Source organism: Mucilaginibacter lappiensis (genome assembly GCF_900155965.1).
Taxonomy (GTDB): Bacteria; Bacteroidota; Bacteroidia; order Sphingobacteriales; family Sphingobacteriaceae; genus Mucilaginibacter; species Mucilaginibacter lappiensis.
In genome coordinates this window covers 50136-73892 of the sequence record NZ_FTMG01000002.1, presented here as the reverse complement: position 1 = coordinate 73892, position 23757 = coordinate 50136, and the positions used below count along the sequence as shown (strand labels likewise).

Genomic DNA, 23757 nt, shown 5'->3' with positions numbered 1-23757 from the left:
AAACTACCTGCTTATGTTGACCTGTATTGGAATAGATGATGAGGAATACAATAATGAATATCTGAAGCATTGTTGTAGCAACATCCCTTTTGTTAAGCTGATCGCTACATTTACAGAACCCTTTGCCGCCCGTGCCTTATTATCGTCCGGTGAGATAGATTTGGTTTTCCTTGATTTTAATTTAATTGGGATAACCGCCGCTGAATTTATAAAAGAGCTACCGCTAACTGTAAAAGTCATTATTGTTTCATCCGAAATGGAAGGCAGGATAAGGGATTATGATATGGATATTATTACGATAGTTTCTAAACCTTATCCCTGTGAACGGTTATTGGAAGCCTGCAAGCTTGCTGCAAAGATGCAATTCAAAAAGAGGTCTAAAAAATAAAAGCTCCCCAAGTCTTGCACCGGGAAGCTTTCAACCTAAACCTTATCACAATAATGCGGTACAGAATGTACCCGCATTAAATAATATCCAAATCTACTTTTTAATATCTTATAAATCCTAATATTTCTCGAAAAATGTTGGTGAATTAACTAACATTTTTACATATTGTTCGTATAAAATACAGACCAACCTTGTCATGACCAAAATACCCGGATTAAATAAGTTCAATGGCCAGATTGCCATAGTAAAACGTGAGGCGCAAGTTATGCGCGAAACCCTAAATAAGCTTCAGGATATTCATGAAAGGAAGCTGATTAAAAGTAAAGCATATCGCATTGGTAAAGCTGCCCGACAATTTGAAACGCAGTTGCGCCAAATTAATAACATTGTTGAAGCCATTGAGAAACTGAGGCCAGCAACGGCAAAATGGGACATAAAGTTCGGTGAGTTGGTTTTAATAGAAAGTGAAGATTGATGTACAAAGACGCGTATTTTGATAACCATCCGGTTTATAGCATGCTTTCTTATGATGTTATTGTCGGAATTATACAGCTAATGATTGACGAGGGATTAGTGAGCCCTATTGGGCGAGATGGCATTTACATTGAATTTAAAGACTTCCGGGAAAAAGTTAAAATTATGTATAAAAGGGTTAAATGAGGCACAAAAGCAGGAATATATAACTTACTTCAGATACCGGCATCACCTATTCAAACTATATATCACAAGTGATGATAAGCTTTAAATATAAAAAAAGGGTTCATTTCTGAACCCCTCCGAGGTTAGCCGCGCCTCTTAAAATATTTCATCACCGACTATAAATACCAGAGATGGAAATAGCTATTTTTCTTGCATGGTCGGTCTGAAATTCCTTTTTTCATTGTACTGATACGTTTCAGCTATAAGTTTCAGGCATTTATAACCTTGCTGACTGTTTATCTTATTCCGTTGTAAAAAAGTTAGAATGGCCTGCATGTCAATTGGTAAATTTTTGGTTTCTAACAAATCCATTCCTATTTGACCGATCAGTGCAATGAAACGTTTACCATGTGGTGACGACGTACCAAAAATATAGATTGTGCCCGATTTTACAGATGTTGCATTGCATAAAATGAGGCGGTCATACATTACATCCAAATCAGATAAAATGGTATCCTTCGGATTGGTCAGTTCCTTTTGATTATATAGGAATTTGAGCATGGCTATATGTCTACTATTTTCGTGTGGTTCTTGCCCTTTGCATTTTCCGCTGAAAACCAGACAAATCCCAATAATAGTTATTTCATGATTGTGATGTGATTGTGAATAGGACGCTTAAAATTAAATTTTATTTATATTTCTTTTATATATTTTAAAAAATAATTATTTATCCCGTTTCATCTTTATGCCATTTGTAAACTGCATCGAGCAGTACGACAAGCTTCTCTTTGAATAAGGTATAATTTGGGGCATCAAGCGTACCGATGTGTCGGCCATTCCCTACAAAGGAATAGATAAACCATTTGAAAAGCTGTTCATCAACAATGCCGAATGGCTCATCACCAAATAAATCATCTATCGTTTGCTCAAGGTCAATTTCAAATCCATCCATATATAATAATTTAAAGGTTCGGTTTGTTTATCAAAGCTAAGTTTTGTTGGTTAATTCACCAACATGATTAATTTATTATTATTTCATCTTTCCTGTTCATTAAAAACAACAATGATCAGCGATTTAGATAAAGGAGTTTTAATGTTGTTCGGTAATCACCTTAAATCATTACGACTCGCTAAGGACCTGACTTACAGAAAAATGGCGCTCAATTGTAATATCGATTACGGCGACATTCAGAAAATCGAAAGTGGTAAAGTAAATATCACCATCCTTACGCTGATCGAATTGGCCAATGCGCTTGATGTTGAACCTAAGCTCTTGTTAGACTTTAAAGGCGTACGCAGTATTATTCATTAGAGTGTCAATATTATTCTCCTTATTGTCGGCAACTATAACCTTACCAATTGCGCTATCAACGAAAAATCATAGGCATCCACAAACAATTTTACCCCTGATGGATATTCCAGGGTGACTTCTTTACGATTTAGTCGTTCGTCCGTAGCCATCAATGTCGGGGCAATTTCTGTGCTATAGCCGAATGTAACTTTATAGTTGGAATACGGCCGGGGCCGGAAATCAATTAGCCAGGCTAAAAGTTCAATATTTTTTTCATCTGTGTTTGTTCCCTTTTTTAAGAAGTTATTTAGTGGCTTGAACTTATCAGGGTCAAAACGCCTGATAGCTGATTCGTAAATTTCTTCGTTTTCCGGCCTCTCCAAAAAAGATCTGAGCATTCGATAATCAGATTTGTCAAGTCCTTTTCTAAAAAGCAATAAGCACTCATTACGAAGCTTAGCGGCAGTTGGATGTTTTAGGTTTAGGGATAACTCGCCGGAGTTTTTTTTGTTTTGATAAAATTGCCAAATGTCGGCTCTGTATTGTTCCATCGTTTCTCAAAAATTAGAAAATAAAATTAGAGAATTTGAAATGTCGGACGCGTGTAATAATAAATGATTTGGCATTTTACGGTTTTCCGTAATTTTCGGAATTTTATAGTTCTTATCTTTCCAACATGGAAAATCAACAAACAAAACCTGAAAGGCAATCCATTACGGAAATGGTACTTAGAATTTATGTGGGACGTTTTTTACGTAAAGAACTTAACGTTGAAGAAATGATCGACATCTTTGACTTAGTAGAGAAAGCTCCTGATGGAAAGTCCAGAATAAACATCTTAATAGAGAAAGGATACGCAAGGGATGTAACTGAACAGCAAATCAATGAAGCAATAGAACTTGTAGAAGATTATCCTGAATTTTTATATGGCCATTTGACAAAGGAAGCCAAATTTTTATATCTTTTAAATTACCGAGCTGAACAGTTGGACAAAAGAAACCTTACAGAAAGGGTTATCGGGTTAAATGATGCAGGCTTCTTAGACCCAACGCTGAATGCCAGTGCGATGATTTGTGTCTTTGACTTAATAGAACACAACGACGATGGAAAGGAACGGATAAACCGTCTTATTGAGGAAAAATGTGTTATTGGTTTAAATCAGCAACAAATTGAAATTGCAATAAAATTACTGAATGATTATTCCGAAATCGACGAACAGATAGATTCTTAAATTGCATTATTATTTAATTATCGCCCTGAAGGGAAAGGTCTACAAATTTTGTATCAAGTTATAGATATGATAAAAATGGCATATTATAACTTGACAAGTTCATCCAGTTGAAAGTTGTAATTTTTATCTTTTAAATATTTTATCCAATTTGATAGCTTAACAAATTCAGGTGCTTGGGCCTTTACAATACCCCGTATTAATTTTTTAAACCTGGGATCGTCCTTACTATTTACAGATTTTGAAACTTTTTTTAATCTGTCGAAATCAATTGGTAAGTTAAAATCATCAAGTGAAAGCTCTGCCGCATTTGCTCCGGCAACTAAAAAACTTTCAATTGCAGGGCTAATTTGAATGATATAATGATGTCTGGTTTGATGTTTATGCAAGAATAAATTGTCAAATTGGTGAACCAAATTGAACTCCTTTAAATAGTCCACTTGCTGCTTATCCTTATCAATTATACCCAAAGCAAAGCTATCCCTAAATTTCGATTTCATTACAGCAGTCACTGTACCACATCCTTTTTGGTGATTATAGCCTTTTCGAGGGGGGACTAACGTTTCGATGAGATTGGTATCAATATAACATTCAGGTATAATACAAAGTTCCATGCAGGTTATAAGTAAGATTCATTGTTCGTAAATAAATCAACGCCGTTTTGGTAAATCTCGTGAAGTTCTGAATCTGATAACCTTTTTACCTTTGTTTCGTTTTTCTTATAATCCACAACGAAAACCGACAACTCATCTCTGGCGTTCTCAAGCAGATCATTTAATATGAATGGACTATGTGTGGCAATAAAAAACTGGTTGTCTTTTTTGTAGATCATTTCCTGCGTAATATGAGTTATATAGGGGGGAAATGAGTGCGCTTCAGGTTCTTCAAATAAAAGTATTGAGTTATTGTTGCTTGCAATTGCAGTTTTGAAAAAAATAATCCTTTGTAATGTGTCAGCAATAGAGTTATAGGGAATTAAAAAAATATCCTTTTTTTCAGGCTGCAGTATCTTTAACGACTGGCTTGCTTTGTCAAAAACGAGCGATAGGTTATAATCTTTAAACAAATTAGATACTTCATCCTTTAATTCGCCGTTTCGCTCAATTACATTTAGTAAATTATAGCCAAATGGCGGTATCAAATACCGTGAATGTGAGCGTTTAAAGGTTGTCTGGATAGAAAAAGTATATTTCTTGATTATGGGATCATAGTCATCATTTCTTCGTCTTGAACGTAAGTTTAGCTTTTCATCTATTAAATATTCAGCTCCACCATTAACAGTATCAATGCTTATTTCAATTCCTTGATTCTTATCATAGCGTAGGTCTGCATTTCCAATATTAGAATGAATAGAAATAAAATCATCAAAGTTTCCGCTATAAAACAATTCCGTCTCGTTTTCCAATCTAATCAGATTTGTGAGGCTCTTAGATTTGTTCTCTTTCAGAAAAGGGATGGAAAAAACCGATAGTGCTTCAAGTATATTTGATTTGCCAACGTTCGGACGACCAATAAATAAGTTTATTCTTTTACAGCCGTCAATATGACTGGATTTAATAGACTTGAAGTTTTTAATATGTAGTTGTTCTATGAAGTTTGACATTTTTATTTAGGCTTTGGCAATAAGTGAGAAATATCTCTTGGCTTAACGTTTTTTGTAGCCTGTTTAAGAACAACTTTGAGGATTACATTAATATTAACATCTATCACTTGTGACAATTTTATTAAATCTTCAATGAGAAACTTTTCAGGCGCGGTACATTTGTTTACAAACCCATCATAGCCAATTCCTAAAACAGCCAACATGCCCGTAACATACATGTCGGTTAAATCGTTCATGCTACTTATGGTGTCAGTTTCAAATCTTGCTTTAAGAGAAGTAATTGTGCTTTGTAATCTTTCAGAGTTTATTTTTGCCATAGAGTTTCTAAGCAAAAATCCACAACACAGTAGCCAAATCAATGAAATATTCCATTTCAAGAAATATAAATTCCTAAATCGACAATAAAAATTTCTACTTTACAAATATTTATTATAAATTGCTGTCAAATATTTTTGATTTGCTAATTTTTATTAAGAATTGACATTTGACATTTTAATTGGAAGAATAATTGTTGGCAAATCGAAAACATAGGTTTATTTAATTAGAATTTATAATTTAGCAGTTCTTAAAGACTGCCGAAACGAGCCTCGCCCGCAAATCTGGTAAATTTACGCGATGGTAAGTTGAGTACTCTGGCCCTACATATATAATATGATAGGGTCGGTGCTCGCTTATTTCAGTGTGTAAACCTTTCGTAAGAAAGGTGGCTTACCAGAGCCAGCGGACATTGGATTTTGAGAGTTACCGGCCCTATTGTATTTTTCCGCCGTTCCCACTCAAGTTGTCAGAGGCTTGCATTTTTTTAGTAATGCAGGAATGGTCACTAATAATTTAAATATTGTTTTTCTTCTTAAACAACTGCAACTTGGCAGCGAACAAGCTTTTGCCAAAATTTACGACCATTTTAGCAGGCCATTATATCGTAATATTTTATATTTAGTAAAAGAAGAAGAAGTTGCTCAGGAGATTTTACAGGAGCTATTTTTGCACGTATGGACACAACGCGCCCGAGTTGACGCAGAGAAAACATTCTGGCCATATCTATATAAAGTAGCCAGATGGTTGGTATTAAAACATTTTAGGAAAGTCGCGCAGGATAAAAGACTTATCGAGCATTTAATCATTACTACTGTAGACCATGTGACCAATGCTGAGGATATGCTAATCGATCAGGAAATGCATGCACTTTTAGCCAAAGCAATAGAAAACTTACCTCCACAACGTAAACAAGTTTTTAAACTCTGCAAATTTGATGGCAAAAGTTATCAGGAAGCATCGGAAATTTTAGGTATTTCAACGGAAACCATTCGTAATCAGATTGTAGCCGCCAATAGATCAGTTAAAGAATATTTTAGGCTAAACAATGATTTAGCAATACTCCTTATAACCCCTGGTGTAGCATGTCTGTTAACGCATAACATCACGCTTTTAGCATGAAAGCTTCCGAATTACAAATCAATATTGACGATAAGCTTTCCGCAGCATTCAATTTTCTTGATGATTTTTTCGATTCCGGCCTACCCAAAGAGCATCGTAAAGATTTGAAAAAATGGCGTTTTCATGTAATAAACGATGAACAGTATAATGGCCGTCATGGTGCCGGGCACGTTTTTTTAGTTTACGAGGAAACCATACAACTGATCGAAATAGCTCATACATTAATGGGACACAATGAAATTTCAACCGCCGCGATTGATGTAACGGAAGATGACATTGAACAAGAAAAAATGGATTGGATATACTTCCCTACGAACCTTTCACAAAAAGAACTTGTTGATCCATTTAAAACAATAGAGATTTTTTTTGAAAGTACAACTGTCGATCAATATAAAGATTTGCTTCACGAATGGCTGAGGGTGGCCTTATCCAATAAAGCTGCTCTCGAAATGCTTAGTGCAAAGGAAATCATTGATGTATATGACAAGTTGAGAAAATTATATTCTGCGGCTTGGCTTATTCATCAGCGCAAATAAAAATTGTTAGTGATGTCACTTTCTTTTTTTGATTGCACACCATTACCACATTGGATTGCACCTATTATTCATGGCGTTTGATTGGGGATATTGCCATAGGGATAAAGCAACAGTGTTCTTAATATGCTAAAAATTATCCCTGAAATCTTTTGCCGAAGTCTTTATAGCTCAAAGCCAGGAACAGGCAACTGTAAACTGCATTGACCCAATAGAAATTTTGACGGTTAAGGACATCAGTCTCCTTATAATTCAGCATCTGGAAGGATGTAGCGTAAGGCAGGTAAATAATATGGTCCCAGTTTTTTAACAGCAAACCCATTAACAGACCGAATAAGCCTAACCCTAAAGAAGTCACTAGGTTTTTTAGGCGTATACATATCCAGTATTGTAAAATGATCATGGGGATGATCGAAACGAAGAAGTCCAGTAAAAACCTTAAAATATAGCCATTGGGTACAGCACCATGTGAGAAACCCAGGGGAGGATCAATCCTGCCAAGCAAGTGGCCGGCAGTGATGGCGAAAATAAAATACAAAAGGAAAAACGTAATAATTACCGCAAATACCAGCGCCAGTTTGTTGAAATAAAGCTTATCTCTGCTCACCGGCAAAGTAAACAGGTGTTTCCAACTGTTTGCTTTATGTTCAATATTCAGAATCTGCCCGATGATCAGCAGAATAAAACCCAAGGAGAAAAAACAGCATCCATTAAATGTCCTTAACAGGTAATCATACCAGGGGTTTACGTTTGGCGCAGGGAGAAACTCCTTCGCCTCAAAAAGATAGCTCGTAAATAACAGTAGGGGTAAAAATAGCGCCCCAAAGAGGGTGAGCCATAAGGCAAAAGTGTTTTTCAATTTCACCAGTTCGGTATAGAATAATTTCATGACGTTTGCTTAGTTATTGATAAATGATAGGAAAGTTTCTTCCAGGCTGCTTTCGATCAGCTGGATACGGTAGATGGCCAGGCCTGCTTTTGCTAATAGTCCGGCTATCTCCGCTAACTGGTATTTGTCCCGGTATTTGACTTCGATTAATACCGCACCCTGTTTAACCTCTTGCTGATGATCGGTTAATATCTTCATGGCCACGCTGTTTTGATCCGTGTCTATTTCAATGACCGATTTGCCTTGCCTGATTTCCTGTAATTGCTTTACCGAACCCTGGAAAAGCATTTTGCCCAGGTTAAGGATGCCAATATGGGAAACCAGTTTTTCTATTTCTGAAAGTAAATGACTGGATACCAAAATGGTGACACCATGGTCCCGGCTTAAATGCAGCAACAATTCCCTGATTTCGATAATGCCATTCGGGTCCAGGCCATTGGTTGGTTCATCCAGGATCAACAAGTCGGGTGAAGAAAGTAAGGCCAGCGCCAATCCGAGCCTTTGTTTCATACCCAATGAATAATTCCTGACATGCATATGGGCATTAGAACTAAGCTGTACAATATCCAACACTTCCAATACCCTGCTCTTCTGAATATTGCAGATTCCGGCAGTGATCCATACATTGTCAAAGCCGGTCAGGTGCTCATATAAGGAAGGCGTTTCTATAAGTGCCCCAATTCTGGAAAAAGCATGAATAGGATGATCCTTGATGGGTTCACCGAATACCTTTATCTGGCCGCCGCCAGGTTTCAGCAGGTTTAATAACAGTCGGATCGTCGTGGTTTTACCTGCACCATTCGGTCCTAAAAATCCATAAATGGCTCCTTTGGGTATTTGCAGGTTAATGTCCTCTAATACAGCCTTGCCTTTTGAAAAACTAAAGGATAGGTGCTGCGTTTCAATAATGAGTTCGTCCTTGTCTGGCATAATTATTTAATTTGTTGCTGCAAATATTCAGCGATTACCCAATCCTTTAAAATACTGCGGACATAAGCAGGCGCTTGCAGGCCCGAAAGTATATCCGCCGTGCTGAAGCCGTCAGGCTATTCATTTCAGCGGTTGGGCATGACAAAAACCGTTTTGAGCAGTAAAACTTTCAATTATAAAGCGGTTTCTCCATCTTTAAACCATGAAACAACTGGAAATACTGATCGGAAAGTTAATCGCCTCAAGGATCGGCGTTCATTTTTTTTTCTGCCTGCTTTTTGTGCTGTTGTTTGCCATCCCTGTCTTGTTCAGCAGCAACAATGGCATCCTGGCTCCTGCATTTTTCACCTGTCTATTTATTTTAGCTTGCACTTACACAGGAAGATGGTGCGGGAAATTATGGTTAAGCGGCGGCGTACAAGCCGCATTTCTGCAAAGCCTGCTTTTAGGCTCAGTATTGCTGTCACTGATTGGAGCCACCGGAGCCGCGCTTTTGTTCAAGGGAAGCATTCCCCGGTATTTTGTCGAGTACCTCTTTGTTTGTTTTCCGCTGGTTGTCCTCTTTGTTTTTTTGGGCTTAGCTGTGGCATTGGTGAGGAATAGCTTATTAAAGCAAGTGAACGAAGCAACTCTCTTGAAGGAACAAAAGGAAAGCGAGCTCCGGTTATTGTTATCCCAACTCAGCCCACATTTCCTGTTCAACACCCTGAATAATATTTACGGAATTTCGCTCACACAACATCAAAGAGTACCCCAATTGCTGCTCAAATTATCCGAATTGCTCCGGTATTCGATTTATGAAACCGGGGAGCGGTTTATTCCGCTAAAAAATGAATTACTGTATATACAAAACTATATTGACTTTGAAAAAATACAGACCAGCGATAAGCTTACATTGGAAGCTGATATAGCAGAGATTCCTGATAGCCATTTACAGGTTGCGCCAATGCTGCTGATTGTCTTTGTGGAAAATGCCTTTAAGCATTCTAAAATTACCAGGCGGGATAAAATATTTATCGCTATTACCTTACGTATTGCCGGCGGTTGGATCAACTTTTCGGTAAAGAATTCTTATGATGTCGCAGCACTTGAACAGATGCAAACCGGCGGGTCATCAGGGATCGGCCTGCGCCATACACTGAAAAGATTAGAGCTGATCTATGGAAAAGATTATTTTTACAGTGCGCATAAAGCAAACGGCGTTTACAGCATGGAACTTCGATTAAAAGCAACTAAACTATGATCAAATGCCTCATTGTTGACGATGCCCCGGTTGCGCGGGATATACTGCTCGAATATTGCAAACTTCTTCCTGTACTGCAGGTTATGGGTACCTGCGGGGATGCCTTCCAGGCCAGGGAAAAACTACAGCAATTACAGGTTGATCTACTATTTTTAGATATCAACATGCCGATGCTTAGTGGGATCGACCTGGTGAAAACGCTCAGAAATCCGCCGCAGGTCATCTTCACAACCGCTTATAAAGAATATGCTACGGATGCTTTTGACCTGGCTGTCTGCGACTACCTGGTTAAACCATTTTCAATAGATCGTTTTATTGTCGCCGTAGACAAAGCTATGGAAAAGATGGGCAGCCCGGCAAAACCGGCTGTTGATCAAAACCATTATGTATTGGTTCGTACAGAAGGTGTGGTACATAAGGTGAACAATGACCGGATCTTGTTTTTAGAATCGAGCAGAAATAATACAAAAGTCTTTACCGAAGAAGGAACCTTATTAAGTACGGTACCTTTATCTTCTTTAGAAAGACAATTACCCCCGGCTGTTTTTTCCAGGGTACACCGCTCATTTATTATTAACCTGTCAAAAGTCAGCAGCTTCCAGGGCAACCGGGTTTTTATAGGTAAAAATGAAATCCCTTTAGGAGGTAATTATAAAAATGACTTTCTTAAAATTTGGGGCCTGTAATAAGGCTGATCCCCGGCAGCATGGAATTGATATTTAAATAATCATCTTTTTTGGAGATGAAGCAAAGAAAGCCAGAAAGTAAATTAAAGGGTAATTGCTGGAAAATATAATGATTTTTTGCAATGACCTGAAAGCCGTCTTGGCGTGTAGCGACCTCGTAAATGATAGTATGAAATGCGTGCAATCCAACGTGGTAATTGTGGGCAATCAAAAAAAGGAAAGTGACATTTGAAAATCACATCAAATAAAAATTGTTAGTGAATAGCCCATTTTTAATGAGCATGGTCTTTGTTGGAAAATTCACCAACATTGAAAGATCAAATTTACATTGCGAGCCTGTTTAAAAAGTACCTCGACGTTCAATGTACGCCGGCCGAGATAAAAGAGCTATTCTATCTAATTAACAGAAAAGAGAATGAGGGATTTTTCACCTCTTTGATCGCCCAGGAACTTACGAACGTCGATACGGAGCCTTTATCATATTCATCAGAAGAGTTGGCCATAAGCAAGGTTAAATCTGTTCTCATTAGCGAAATCCGCTCACAAATTCCGCAAAAGCCTGCTATCCATAAATACCCTTATAAATTAGATAATACCTGGCTGAAAATTGCCGCATTATGGCTGATAATGGGATCATCCACCTTATTCCTGTTTTACCGCCATTTTACAGATCGTTACAACGCTCAAATCAAAAACTCAACAAAACAATTAGTTACCATAAACGGCGAGCGAAAATTCATCCGTTTATTTGATGGAACAAAAATATGGCTCAGCCCGTCCAGCACGATAAAATATAATGATCAGTTAGTTAATAATTATCGAGAAGTAACGCTGGACGGGGAAGCCTTTTTTGAGGTGGCAAAGGATAAAAAACATCCTTTTATCATCCATAGTGGCCGGATGCAGACACAAGTTGTTGGCACCTCTTTCAATGTCAAATCGTACAGCAAACAAAATATTTACAATGTTACCGTAGTTACGGGTATTGTCAAAGTTTCCATGCTATCGGCAAAAAAGGAAAAGCTGTCAGAAGTTATCTTAAAGCCAAAACAAGAGGCAATCTATAATAATGCGCATGCAACATTAGCCGACAAATCAATAAAAACGGTTGACGCTGTAATAAAAAAGAAGAACGGCATTTTGAGTTACGACGGTACGCCCGTGCCGGAAGTCGTCTCGGACTTCAAGCGCTATTACAATCAATCCATAGAATTGGAAAACAAGTCGGCAACTTGCCTATGTTACGGAGATTTTGACACAACGAAGCCAATAGATATTGTACTTCGTCAATTGGCTGCTGCTATCGGCGCTACCGTCCGGCAAACAGACAATGGGTATTTTTTCGAGGGGGGATGTAGTGATAAATAACTTAATAAAGCATAATAAGGACTGCTGTTTCAGGTAGTCACCTAACCAAAGTTTAACGAACAAACTTCACTGCAAACAATGAAAAATTGCTTTACGGGAATGGTATTGCCCTTTTTGTGGCTCATTCGACAGTCCCCGCCGCTACTTTGTCAGTTTGAATTGCGCACCATTTGCTCACTTAACCCTATTAATTAAATAATATGCTCAAAAATTTACGCTCCAAATTAAGATATAAATCATTTGCATTAATCGTTGCCATTACATGCTTGTTAAATTGCGCCCTGGCAACCGAAATTGCGCGGGCGCAAGACTTAGACAAGCGCATTTCAATAGATGTCGAAAAGAAAACATTAAAAGAAACGCTCGATCAAATTTCCAAACAGGTACACGTAGGGATAATATACAGCAATGCCAAAGACATTCTGAAAAATCCGGTAAGTATCCACGCAAAAGATCAGCCGGTTAGTAAAGTGCTTAGTGAGTTGTTATCGCCGCTCACCCTCACCTATGAAATAATAGGCGGCCAAATAGTAGTAAAATTTGATAATACAAGTTCCCGGCCTCCCTTGCAAGAACAAACAGAAAAACAAAGGTTTCCTATAAAGGCAAAAGTTACCGACGTTAACGGTTCACCTTTGTCTGGGGCCACTATTAAAATTAAAGACGGGCCAGGTTTAGCGACTAGTGATAGTAATGGGGACTTTCAAATTAATAATATAGCCGACAGTACTATTTTACAAATCTCTTTTGTCGGGTATTTGACAAAAGAGATTATTGTAACAAATGCAAATTATTTAACCATTTCGCTTGAAAATGGCGGCAATCAACTAAGTGAGGTATTAGTAGTTTCTACAGGTTATCAAATCATTCCAAAAGAAAGGGCAACAGGTAGTTTTGTCCTGATAGATAGCGCCCTTTTGAACCGTAGGGTTAGTACCAATATCCTGGACAGATTGGACGGTGTCGCAAGTGGCGTGTTATTCAACAAAAGCTTGGGAAGTGGCAATAACCCGGCAATAAGCATAAGAGGCCGAAGTACCATATTTGCAAATCCAGATCCTTTGATTGTGTTAGATAATTTTCCCTACGACGGGGATTTAAATAACATCAATCCCAATGACATTGAGAGTGTCTCCATCTTAAAGGATGCCGCAGCGGCAAGCATTTGGGGAACACGGGCCGGCAATGGCGTTATTGTTATTACGACAAAAAAAGGCAGAACTTCAGCGGGTGTCAAAATATCTTTTAATGCCAATACAACGTTTTCCCAGAGACCAAACCTGCATTACCAGCCACAAATGAGTTCTGCTGATTACATCAATTTGGAACAATTTCTATTTAACAAAGGCTATTTCAATAACACAATAAACGATGGTTATAGCACCATTTCTCCCGCACTAGCCGTCTTTTTACAAAAACGGAATAGCCAGATTACTGCTGTTGATTCTGCTTCTAAAATTAATCAGCTGAAAAATAATGATATCAGGAATGACCTTGAGAAGTATATCTACCGGCCCGCTGTAAAACAGCAATATTCTTTTAGCCTTAGTGGTGGAAATACTTCCAATACTTATTACTTATCGGCCGGTTATGATAAAAATTTAGATAACACCAGCACCAACAGTTATGATAGGTTTACTATAAATGCGAATGATAGCTATTTTTTACTTAACAACAAATTACAGATAACAGCCGGGATTTTATTAAGCACGAGTAACACGAAAGCTAATACCGAGGTATATACCAATCCACTTTATCCATATGAGCAACTTGCGGATGCTAATAACAATTCCTTATCGGTTGTCAGAACGGGTGGGTTACGAAAACAGTTTACCGACACTACTGGTTCGGGAAGGTTGCTCGACTGGAACTTTAGGCCTTTGGACGAGAACAGTAGTAACAGCAAAAATAGTTTGACCGATTACAAACTTAATACAACTGCCAAGTACAAAGTTTTTGACGGATTGGAGGTTGTTTTAAATTATCAGTATGAAAAGGGTAATAGTGACTATACATTGCTCCATGCAAGCGATTCATTCTATACGAGGAACATGATTAATTCGTACAGTCAGGTTGATCCGGTCACTGGCGTAGTTACAAGGCCCATACCACTTGGCGCAATTGAGAACGTAAGCAATAGTACATACACTTCAAAATACGGAAGAGCACAAATCAATTACTTAAAAAAAATCAATCCGAAAAATGAGGTAAATTTTCTTGCTGGCGTTGAGGTTAAAGATTACCAGTCATCCGCAAATTCAAATGTACTTTATGGTTTTAACCCTTCAGATGATAGTTCCCTTCCAGTTGATTACCTAACTTATTTTCCGCAATATTACGGATACGTAACCAATACCATTCCTTATGGATCACAGCAAAGCTATTCGATAGACCGAACTAAATCTGTCTTCGTCAATGCGTCCTACATCTATAACGGTAAATATGTACTATCCGCAAGTGCCCGCCGGGATGAGTCAAATATTTTTGGTGTGAAAACTAATCAAAAAGGTGTTCCATTATGGTCATCTGGCTTAGTGTGGAACATAAGTAAGGAAAGCTTTTATCACGTTGAGTTATTTCCGGTTCTGAAAATGCGATTTACTTATGGTTATAATGGAAATGTAGATAAAACAACATCGGCATACCTCACGGCACAAGATAGTGGCCCCAACACTTGGAATACAGAATATACAAGTATTGTAAATCCCCCAAATCCATCATTACGCTGGGAAGAGGATCGAAATATTAATTGGGGATTGGATTATGTAACAAAAAGTGGTCTGCTTTCCGGTAGTATCGATTATTATATTAAGACTGGAATCGACCTGATTGCAAATAGTCCCATAGCGCCCCAAACAGGAATTACACAATTTAAAGGGAACGCCGCTGATACGAAAACGACAGGTATTGATTTTATCCTAACTAAAAACAGTACTGGAAACTCGCTTTTAAAATGGCAAAGTACGCTTCTCTTCAGTTATAGTAAAGACATCATTACCAATTACAAGGTTAAACAAGGCAGTAACGCACAGATCATTGTAGGAAATTATTTGAACCCGGTTGAAGGTTATCCATACAATGCAATTTTTAGTTATCCCTATAGAGGGCTTGACAACCAGGGAAAACCACAAGGCACATTAAATGGTGCTGTCAGCGAAGATTACGCCAGCATTTTAAGTTCAAATAATTTATCGAATCTTGTTTATAAAGGATCGGCTACCCCGCTTATTTATGGTTCTTTCCGAAATAGCTTCAGCTATGACAAATTCGATTTGTCACTTAATCTCACCTATAAATTTGATTATTTCTTTCGGAGGCCAAATGTATTTTCAGGAAGTAACAACTTTGGAAGTTTTGGTTATTTAGCTGCCGATTACGACAAACGGTGGCAGGTTCCCGGTGACGAATTGAGGACTAATATACCCGCATTGACTTATCCGCTGAATGATGCCCAAAACGGCTTTTTCCAAGGCTCAAGCTTTTTAGTGGAAAAAGCTGATAATATCAGGCTACAGGATATCAGACTATCCTATAATCTAAGGATGGCAAAAGGAAGTCCCGTTCTTAAGAACCTTCAGATTTACGCTTATTTAAATAATATCGGAATTATCTGGAAGGCGACTAAGCAAAATATAGACCCGGATTACCTGTATGCACCATATGGTGATCCCAAAACGCTTTCCCTTGGTATTTCCACACACTTCTAATTTAACTATCATGAAAAATTATCTTATTGCAATAGCGTTGATGCTATATTTTTCGAGCTGTAAAAAAAGCTTTCTCGATGCCAAGCCTAATTCTTCAATCGTAAATCCAACTTCCATATCAGAATTCCAGGAATTATTGGACAATAATTATGTTCTCAATTCAACCGGCGCATTACCACAAATGTCATGTGATGATTATTTCATTGTAAATCAAAGCAGTTTGGATGCCTTAGATTATCCCACCTATAAGGGGGCATATTTATGGCGTAAGGATCTCTTTGGCGGTGAAACAAACATTCAGGATTGGAATGGAGACTTCAATGCAATTTTTTATGCAAATAGTGTACTTGACGGTTTAAATGCGATCAGCCAGTCATCTGCAAACCGAATTGATTATAATAATGTAAAAGGGGAAGCCCTTTTTTTCAGGGCTTATGCTTACTATGACCTTGTAAGAAATTTTTGCACGGTCTATAATCAGAAAACTGCAACTAGCGACCTCGGCTTGCCTTTAAGAACGTCAGCCGGTATTGATGCGACCCTGAAACGCTCGAATTTGCAGGAGACTTTTGACCTGGTTATCTCCGACCTGAATACTTCGTTAATTCTTTTAAGAGATGATTTTTCAACCGTAAATAGAAACAGGCCATCCAGATCAGCCGTGAACGCGATGCTAGCCCGCGTGTATTTATACATGGGAAATTATACTGAAGCAGCGAATGCCGCCGACCAGTGCTTGGCCAAATATAATAGGCTGATCGATTATAATACCATTAGCACTACCAAAACCACCCCATTTTCTTATAGCACGGACGAAACGATATTCTTTTCAAAGCAACAAGTTTCTTATACCTATACAACAGGATACACTACTAATTGGACAACTATCGGAGTTGATACCACACTGTTAAAAAGCTATTCGACTAATGATTTACGATTGCCGATCTTTTTTGCATTGAACGCCCTCAATAATTATAATGTAAAGCGTGGTTATGTCGGCGGTGGATTTTATGGGTTTACTGGCCTGGCTACGGATGAAGTGATGCTGATTAAGGCCGAATGTGCAGCCAGGGCAAACGATGCTCCAACCGCAATGAACACTTTGAACCAACTGTTGCTCAATAGATATCGAAAGGGAACTTTTGTACCAATTAATACTTCGAACTCGACCACAGCATTATCCCAGGTTCTTTTGGAACGAAGAAAAGAATTAGTCTGGAGGGCTTTACGCTGGTCAGATTTAAAGCGTTTGAACCGGGATGGTGCCAATATAACACTGAAAAGAAATCTTGGGGAAGTAACCTATACACTTACCCCTAATTCATCACTATATGTATTTCCTATACCAGATGATGAGATTGTATTAAGCGGTATTCAACAAAACATCAGATAAAAAATGAAAAAATTAATTTATGCTATAATGATGCTTGCTGGTTTGCAAGGTATGGCCCAAACTAAAAACTTGTTAAATAACGATCGGATTACAATAACCGGCATTGTACCTGATTCAATGATCAATCCGATCAACAAGGCTCCTTACATTACTTTTTACGACAATTATAATTCAGAAGACCCGTCATCGAGAGAAATAATTCCGCTTAAAATAACAAATGGTAAATTCGAGGTGACCATCACACCACATAATCAATTTGGGTACTTTGATGTTGGTGGGGGGATGTTTAGGTCAATTACGAATGACGAGTTTTTGATCGAGCGTGGTGACAGTATTCTAATCACGATAAGTAATCTTAACACTGTTGCGTTTTCCGGTAAAGGATCTCAAATGTTAAATTATCAAAACTGGGCAGGGAAATACATTTGGTCTGATAAAAAGGTATGGGGGCCGAAAGATAAAATGGAAGACATTATGAACTATGACAAGCAGCGGGCGGTTCGGTTTATGGCTGTTACCATGAATGTCCTAAATAAGGACACTACTCTTGGTAGCCAAGTTAAAAATGTCTTACGATTAAATACCGCGAGTAGTATTTCAAAACAATATTTAAACGGCATTTTATCTCCATCAAATTTTTCAGATAGCACTTACTATCGAAAAGTAAAAGAGGAGGTGAACTTCCTGATTACTCAACAAAATGGATTTTTGGTATCTGACCCAACGCTGTTGCAAAACTTTTTTATGTATATTCAATATCTTTTTGAGCTTAATAAAGCAATAGCCATGATTAAAGCCAGGAGTGATAAATCGTCCGCACAGGTAGTATACAACAATATAAAATTAGAATACGACGGATTGTTGAGGGATAAAGTTTTACCCTATTGCTTTTTGACAATGTTGAAAAGAAATCCGGATATAATTTCGAATTTACCCGAAGCTTTATCACTTGTAAAAGACAGTATCGGACAGCGAATATTAAAGCAAGTTGCATTAGCAAAATCATCAGGCGCAAGAGCATATAATTTCTTGTTAGAAACGCTCGATAAAAGACAGATTAAATTAAGCGATTTCAAAGGCAAGCTAATTGTTTTAGAAACCTATTATAACGGATGCTTGCCATGCCGAGAATTAGCTGCTCACATGGAGCCTATAGCCGAACATTATAAAAACGAGAAAAATTTAGTTTTTATAAGTATGGATGCGATTGCAAGAGATTATACAAATTTTGAGAAAGGTGCCAAAAGCGGTAAATACGGGTCAAAACAAGCTATATATACCTGGACAAGTGGGATGGGTCAAATACATCCTTTGCTATTATATTATCAATACAATAGTTTTCCTAACTTATTGGTAATTGATAAAAACGGAAATATAATATCGAGTAATCCAGAAAAACCACTTGATGATGAGAGTACAAAGAAATTTATTTCTATGATAAATCAAAATTTATAAAAGTTTTGCGGCCTGAATTGGCCGCAAAACTTCAAAAATTCAGGGGTTAACCCACCCAGGTGAGCTTTCAGATGTCGATCCGGATGGAAGCGAACTGACATTTAGCGACGGTCCTTGATCAGAAGGGTAGCTAATCACACAACTCGGATTGTTTGATTTGGGTGTACAATCACCTGCTGGGTTAGATGCTTCCCTTGTATAAATTGTACCGGCCTGATTTAAGCCGTAAAAAGTTTTAGTGAACTTTGATTTGTTTACTTTGCTTGAAGCAGAATTAGTAAATGCACTAAAGCTAAAAACCATTGCGCCTAATATTAGACCAAAGGCAACTTGTTTGAAATTTTTCATTTTGATTTTTTTAAAGATGTATTTAAATCGTTGAGCCAGAGGGCAACTACGGCTAAAGCGATAAATGCGAGATTTAACCATATATGCTGTGACCAGCTTAGTTTTTCAATGGCTCCTCCACATCGGCATGGCAGTTGTTTTTCCAAAAACATTGCAGCGATAATATAGCCCGTAAATAAAATCATTGTTGACATAAAGCTATATAAACCCTGCTTTGCAGTTTTTGGGATTATTAATAACAAGCCGATTACGATTTCAGTTGCAGGAACCAGGTAAGAGATAAATATCGAATACCTACTGATAAGATGAACCTTGCTCAGACCTTTTAAAAAACGGTCATGGTCAAATATCTTGGCAGACGAGGTATAGAGAAATAATGCCATACATAACCATCGTATTGCAATTATTGTTACCACTCTTATTCTTTCTGCAAATTGAATTTTTGATCTTCTTGTAATTACACTTTCCATGATAATTAAGATTAGCCATCTTTAATTAATAACGTACGTTACCGGCAGGTGCGTAACCCGCAATTTTAATTCACTTCTGTTTGTCACCGCGCTCCTTTCCTTTTTGATTTATTATTCAGTTAAATAAGCGGTCAAATATTCTGATCCTTCGGCAGATATTTACAGGAATAGTTTTTCTGTAAAGTAGTGCTGTGAAACCTTTTGACAAAACAAAGTTAGGGTGTGAGGTAGCACAAAAGTTGTAACATATGTTACAACTTTTGGGAATATTTGGAATACTTATTGCTTAACGCGGCCCTTTGTAAACACGGTTTTTAAGCCTGTTAAAATGTACTCTGCTCATATTTAGATATGGCGCAAGTAAACGCTCGGGAACTCTTTTGAATAATTCAGGCGCTAGCGACTGCATCTTCTTAAAACGGTGTTCGGCATCATGTATTAACAATGCCTCCTGTAACTCCTGTTGATGATATTGATTTTGGTGGACCAAAATGTTAATTAATTCACGGGCTTCGTCAAACAATTCGATTGCTGGCTTTGCAATTGCGATCTCACCCATTACAACTATACTATCTTCCAAGCAACTTATTCCGTCAGGGATTACGACCGGGTAAAGTGGATGGATAGTTGTTCCGGTCAATTGGCCTTCATGTGTAAAATTACGTGGTACAACGTTACCCGCACCATCGTTTCGCCAGGAAAAGATCATCCCTTTAAAGACAAAAATAAAAACAAGTTTGTGATGATTTAATGGCAACAGTATTTCTTTCGCTTTTGCATGTATCGTTTGCACGTGATGACGTGTGAAATCTTGATAAGCTTCCGAAAGGGGAAGATAACTATTGAGTAACTGGATAAAATGATTGACGGGCATACGTTATAAATATTCAATCCCGGTTACCAGCCCGTAAATTGATTGTGATAAGGTTTAATTATTGTATAAGTTTATTGAGATGTTATATTGCTTTTGTTGTATTCACTTAATCAGATTTTTAAAGTTTAGGTTTTAATTATCGTCGGCTTGGATATGCTCGACACCTTTAACTTTAAGGTAAACAACAAAACTGATATATTTCGTTTTACGTTAAGTTATTCGTAAAGATTGTAAACTATTTTTAAAAATACAAGTGATTATTTTTTGAATGAAAAAAAAATAAGAAAAACAAAAGGGCTTTTTTTCGCGTAAAAGCGGGTTTGTGAACAAAATGCACTTATATAAACAATGGATTTATAGCTAAAAATCCATATTATAAGTAAAATAATTCGCTTATAATATGTATTTCTTTTAAAGAAATACAAGTTGGAAAAACTACAATTCTTTGACTTTATTTTTGGTTCTTAATACAGTTAATGTTATTTTTGTAAAGCGCCGGCAAGACACAAAGAAAGCAGTCAAACCATGTGAAATAGTTCATTTTGTTATGAATTGAAAAATGCCCTATTCTGCACCCTCTCAATTTTGAGAGTTTGTAATTTGCAGATTTTCAACAATATAGAGAGTTTAGGATGCATCCTGCCATCCCGACTTTAACAAGATCAATAAAAAAGCCCTTAAATATATAATTTAAGGGCTTTTTTTATTGATCAAGCTGTTTTCTAGTTCAGAACCTTGCAAATATCCTGGCGTCACGATAACTTTTAAAGACAATAGTTAATTAGAGATGTCACTGAATAGGTGGTCAACAATCACTACACATTCGTTAAAATTAATTAGCTTTATATTATCACGAATAATACGATGGCTATAAAAACAATATTTATACACCTGCTTTTACTGTTATCCGGTACTATTTTATTTGCACAACAGGATACTACAGCCGACAAGTATAAACGAATGGAGGTGATGATACCTATGAGGGATGGTGTGAAATTACATACGATTATTTACTCACCTAAATATCCGACCGATAAACTTCCTTTTTTGATAACTCGTACACCTTATGGTGTGAGCTCAACCCGAAGCCCTGAAAAAAGCGATTATACTAAAGAGCTGTCTTCCGATGGGTATTTCTTTGTAGCACAGGATATCCGAGGGCGATATTTATCCGAAGGAAAATTTGAAATGACCAGGGTAAGTCGCGATAAAAAAGCCCCAAAATCTATTGATGAGGCTAGCGATACTTATGACACCATTGACTGGCTGCTCAAAAACATTCCTGATAATAATGGAAAAGCAGGAATTTATGGTATTTCTTACGATGGTTGGACCTCAATTATAGCAGCAGCGGATCCGCACCCCGCCTTAAAGGCAGCATCGGAACAAGCTACACCGTCCGATATGTTTATGAATGATGATTTTCATCATAATGGAGCATTCAGGTTAAGTTACGGATTTGAATACTCGGTACTTACCGAGGCCGCTAAAACCGATTCTTTATATGACTTTGGCGAATACGATACTTATGATTGGTATTTAAGGCTCGGCCCTTTATCCAATATTAATAAAATGTATGCGCACAGCAGTCTTCCTACCTGGAACAACTTTATAGCTCATCCAAATTATGACGCTTTCTGGCAAAAGCAAGCATTGGCTTACCGGCTGGATTATCCCCGGATACCGATACAACATGTAGGTGGTTGGTGGGATGAAGAGGATATGGTTGGTCCGCAGGATGTTTACAGGCGATTAGAGAAAAGAGACAGCAGTAACCGAAACTTTATTGTTATGGGACCCTGGCTGCATGGCCAGTGGGCCAACGGCACAGGCAAAAGCCTGGGAAATATAAAATTTGATGATCAACCTACCGCCACTTATTTCAGGGAACAGATACAGGCCAAATGGTTTGCCTGGTATTTGAAGGGGAAAGGAGACGGAAAGTTTGCAGAAGCGATCTCTTTTCAAACCGGATCCAACCAATGGAAAACTTATACCGCCTGGCCGCCAAAAGAAAGCGTAACCAAAAACATTTATTTTCATGCCAATGGCAAGCTTTCCTTTGAGAAGCCAACAGCCGCAGAAACGAAGGCTTACGATAGCTATGTTTCTGACCCGGCTAAGCCAGTGCCATACCGGGTAAGGCCTATAGAAGAAACTTACGGCACCAATTCGCGCTGGTATTATTGGCTTACCGACAATCAACGTTTTGTAGATAACCGCCCGGATGTTGTTCAATGGCAAACGGATACACTTACGGAGGATGTAACCATTACCGGAAATGTTTTGGCTAAATTGTTTGCTTCAACCAGCGGAACGGATGCTGATTGGGTGGTGAAATTAATAGATGTTTATCCTAAATTTTATAAGAAAGAGCTGAAGATGTCTGGATATGAATTAATGATCTCCTCAGATATTTTCAGGGCACGTTTCAGAAACAGCTTTAGTAAGCCAGAACCGCTAATACCGGGCAAGGTAGAAGCATATGCCATTGACCTGCATGGAGCTGACCACGTATTTAAGAAAGGGCATCGCATTATGGTACAGGTTCAAAGTACCTGGTTCCCGATATATGACCGGAATCCGCAAAAGTTTGTGCCCAATATCTATGAAGCTAAAGAAAGTGACTATCAAACCGCAACGCAAAAAATCTATCACTCTGCAAAATTTGCAAGCTGTATTGAGCTGCCGGTTAATAAGTAAAAAACACAACTAAATGATAATGCCTTACAGTTATAAAACGTCTTCAGATTATATAGATGAATTGCATTTTGATTATATTGAAACCTATTCATTCCAAAGAGGGGAAGAATTTGAAGTGCGGAGGAAAGAACGGCTGGCCGAATATATTAAACTAAAAGAACGTAAGAGAAAGCGAAAGCTAACCGCAGACGAAGAGAGAGAGTTTTTAAAATTAAGTGATGAAGGTGAAACAAGATACCTGATTGACATTAAGGGGAAGTTTCATCCCTCAAGTGAAAAAATACAGGTATTAAAAAGAACAGACCCGAAAATTGAACAGTTAATCGCCATTTTAAGAATAGAAGCAAAAGATATTCCACAATGGATGTGTGCTCCTGTTTATAGAGATGCTATTGTTTTTTATGATGATGAAGGAAACATTGTATCTACATTAAATATTTGCTTTAGTTGCGAATATATGGCCACAAAAATGTTTTCAGAAATAAACGCGGATGTTAAAGTATATGAGTTGTTAAAACAATTTTTTGTTGATTTGGGGCATGAGATAGAAATAAGATGATAGACAATGTATC

The 23757-nt window shown here is 37.7% G+C and carries 25 protein-coding genes; 14 read left to right on the top strand and 11 right to left on the bottom strand.

Annotated elements, in window-relative coordinates; all coding sequences use genetic code 11:
- The first annotated feature begins 13 nt into the window (after positions 1-13).
- Together BW976_RS04310 and BW976_RS04305 are read left to right on the top strand one after the other, a co-directional pair.
- Positions 14-388, top strand: coding sequence for a response regulator (locus BW976_RS04310; protein ID WP_076370810.1), 375 nt, complete (start codon positions 14-16; stop codon positions 386-388).
- 196 nt (positions 389-584) lie between these two features.
- Entirely contained in the window at positions 585-863 is a 279-nt protein-coding gene (locus tag BW976_RS04305; RefSeq protein ID WP_076370808.1) for a hypothetical protein, read from the top strand.
- A gap of 365 nt (positions 864-1228) precedes the next feature.
- Here the strand turns inward: BW976_RS04305 and BW976_RS04295 are convergent, their stop codons facing one another.
- The gene (locus BW976_RS04295) at positions 1229-1588 is read right to left on the bottom strand and encodes a hypothetical protein (RefSeq protein ID WP_076370806.1); all 360 of its coding nucleotides are present in this window, start codon (positions 1586-1588) and stop codon (positions 1229-1231) included.
- A 166-nt stretch (positions 1589-1754) separates the two neighbouring features.
- On the bottom strand, positions 1755-1979 hold the full coding sequence (locus BW976_RS04290) for a hypothetical protein (RefSeq protein ID WP_076370804.1): 225 nt from the start codon (positions 1977-1979) through the stop codon (positions 1755-1757).
- Positions 1980-2090: 111 nt separating this feature from the next.
- Between BW976_RS04290 and BW976_RS04285 the strand changes: the two genes are divergently transcribed.
- On the top strand, positions 2091-2339 hold the full coding sequence (locus BW976_RS04285) for a helix-turn-helix domain-containing protein (protein ID WP_076370802.1): 249 nt from the start codon (positions 2091-2093) through the stop codon (positions 2337-2339).
- 32 nt (positions 2340-2371) lie between these two features.
- Here the strand turns inward: BW976_RS04285 and BW976_RS04280 are convergent, their stop codons facing one another.
- Entirely contained in the window at positions 2372-2869 is a 498-nt protein-coding gene (locus tag BW976_RS04280) for a hypothetical protein (RefSeq protein WP_076370800.1), read from the bottom strand.
- Between the two features lie 125 nt (positions 2870-2994).
- Between BW976_RS04280 and BW976_RS04275 the strand changes: the two genes are divergently transcribed.
- On the top strand, positions 2995-3549 hold the full coding sequence (locus BW976_RS04275) for a hypothetical protein (RefSeq protein WP_076370798.1): 555 nt from the start codon (positions 2995-2997) through the stop codon (positions 3547-3549).
- A gap of 83 nt (positions 3550-3632) precedes the next feature.
- Here the strand turns inward: BW976_RS04275 and BW976_RS04270 are convergent, their stop codons facing one another.
- The 3 genes from BW976_RS04270 to BW976_RS04260 are packed head-to-tail and all read right to left on the bottom strand — an operon-like array spanning position 3633 to position 5466.
- Positions 3633-4160, bottom strand: coding sequence for a hypothetical protein (locus BW976_RS04270; RefSeq protein ID WP_076370796.1), 528 nt, complete (start codon positions 4158-4160; stop codon positions 3633-3635).
- A gap of 5 nt (positions 4161-4165) precedes the next feature.
- On the bottom strand, positions 4166-5149 hold the full coding sequence (locus BW976_RS04265; protein WP_076370794.1) for an AAA family ATPase: 984 nt from the start codon (positions 5147-5149) through the stop codon (positions 4166-4168).
- 2 nt (positions 5150-5151) lie between these two features.
- Entirely contained in the window at positions 5152-5466 is a 315-nt protein-coding gene (locus tag BW976_RS04260) for a hypothetical protein (RefSeq protein WP_076370792.1), read from the bottom strand.
- A 499-nt stretch (positions 5467-5965) separates the two neighbouring features.
- Between BW976_RS04260 and BW976_RS04255 the strand changes: the two genes are divergently transcribed.
- Complete coding sequence (locus BW976_RS04255) at positions 5966-6586, top strand: RNA polymerase sigma factor (RefSeq protein WP_076370790.1); 621 nt, start codon at positions 5966-5968, stop codon at positions 6584-6586.
- Complete coding sequence (locus BW976_RS04250; protein WP_076370788.1) at positions 6583-7122, top strand: hypothetical protein; 540 nt, start codon at positions 6583-6585, stop codon at positions 7120-7122. Before BW976_RS04255 ends, BW976_RS04250 begins: the two co-directional genes overlap by 4 nt.
- 133 nt (positions 7123-7255) lie before the next feature.
- Here BW976_RS04250 and BW976_RS04245 read toward each other — a convergent pair whose 3' ends face one another.
- Positions 7256-8008 carry an ABC transporter permease gene (locus BW976_RS04245; protein ID WP_076370786.1) on the bottom strand — a complete coding sequence of 251 codons (753 nt, stop codon included), beginning with the start codon at positions 8006-8008 and terminating at the stop codon, positions 7256-7258.
- A gap of 9 nt (positions 8009-8017) precedes the next feature.
- Complete coding sequence (locus BW976_RS04240; protein ID WP_076370784.1) at positions 8018-8938, bottom strand: ABC transporter ATP-binding protein; 921 nt, start codon at positions 8936-8938, stop codon at positions 8018-8020.
- A 202-nt stretch (positions 8939-9140) separates the two neighbouring features.
- Here BW976_RS04240 and BW976_RS04235 point away from each other — a divergent pair, with 202 nt between their 5' ends.
- The 6 genes from BW976_RS04235 (at position 9141) to BW976_RS04205 (ending at position 18790) form a co-directional block, all read left to right on the top strand.
- Complete coding sequence (locus BW976_RS04235; protein ID WP_076370782.1) at positions 9141-10181, top strand: sensor histidine kinase; 1041 nt, start codon at positions 9141-9143, stop codon at positions 10179-10181.
- Positions 10178-10867, top strand: coding sequence for a LytR/AlgR family response regulator transcription factor (locus tag BW976_RS04230; protein WP_076370780.1), 690 nt, complete (start codon positions 10178-10180; stop codon positions 10865-10867). Before BW976_RS04235 ends, BW976_RS04230 begins: the two co-directional genes overlap by 4 nt.
- A 309-nt stretch (positions 10868-11176) precedes the next feature.
- A complete protein-coding gene (locus tag BW976_RS04220) occupies positions 11177-12235 on the top strand; it encodes a FecR family protein (RefSeq protein WP_076370776.1) in 1059 nt (352 codons plus the stop codon).
- A gap of 200 nt (positions 12236-12435) precedes the next feature.
- Positions 12436-15942, top strand: a complete 3507-nt coding sequence (locus BW976_RS04215; protein ID WP_076370774.1) for a SusC/RagA family TonB-linked outer membrane protein — start codon at positions 12436-12438, stop codon at positions 15940-15942.
- Positions 15943-15952: 10 nt separating this feature from the next.
- Positions 15953-17335, top strand: coding sequence for a RagB/SusD family nutrient uptake outer membrane protein (locus tag BW976_RS04210; protein WP_076370772.1), 1383 nt, complete (start codon positions 15953-15955; stop codon positions 17333-17335).
- A gap of 3 nt (positions 17336-17338) precedes the next feature.
- Positions 17339-18790, top strand: coding sequence for a TlpA family protein disulfide reductase (locus tag BW976_RS04205; protein ID WP_076370769.1), 1452 nt, complete (start codon positions 17339-17341; stop codon positions 18788-18790).
- A 39-nt stretch (positions 18791-18829) separates the two neighbouring features.
- Here the strand turns inward: BW976_RS04205 and BW976_RS04200 are convergent, their stop codons facing one another.
- From BW976_RS04200 to BW976_RS04190, 3 genes are all read right to left on the bottom strand, one after another.
- The gene (locus BW976_RS04200; RefSeq protein WP_076370768.1) at positions 18830-19138 is read right to left on the bottom strand and encodes a hypothetical protein; all 309 of its coding nucleotides are present in this window, start codon (positions 19136-19138) and stop codon (positions 18830-18832) included.
- Positions 19135-19608 (bottom strand): MauE/DoxX family redox-associated membrane protein, encoded by a 474-nt coding sequence (locus BW976_RS04195; RefSeq protein ID WP_139332201.1) that lies wholly within the window; start codon positions 19606-19608, stop codon positions 19135-19137. The genes BW976_RS04200 and BW976_RS04195 overlap by 4 nt, the downstream gene beginning before the upstream one ends.
- 286 nt (positions 19609-19894) lie before the next feature.
- Positions 19895-20482: a cyclic nucleotide-binding domain-containing protein gene (locus BW976_RS04190; RefSeq protein WP_076370764.1), complete on the bottom strand. Its 588-nt coding sequence runs from the start codon at positions 20480-20482 to the stop codon at positions 19895-19897.
- Positions 20483-21346: 864 nt separating this feature from the next.
- Between BW976_RS04190 and BW976_RS04185 the strand changes: the two genes are divergently transcribed.
- Together BW976_RS04185 and BW976_RS04180 are read left to right on the top strand one after the other, a co-directional pair.
- Positions 21347-23185: a CocE/NonD family hydrolase gene (locus BW976_RS04185; RefSeq protein WP_076370762.1), complete on the top strand. Its 1839-nt coding sequence runs from the start codon at positions 21347-21349 to the stop codon at positions 23183-23185.
- Between the two features lie 19 nt (positions 23186-23204).
- Positions 23205-23744: a hypothetical protein gene (locus tag BW976_RS04180; protein ID WP_076371829.1), complete on the top strand. Its 540-nt coding sequence runs from the start codon at positions 23205-23207 to the stop codon at positions 23742-23744.
- The last annotated feature ends 13 nt before the right edge of the window (positions 23745-23757 follow it).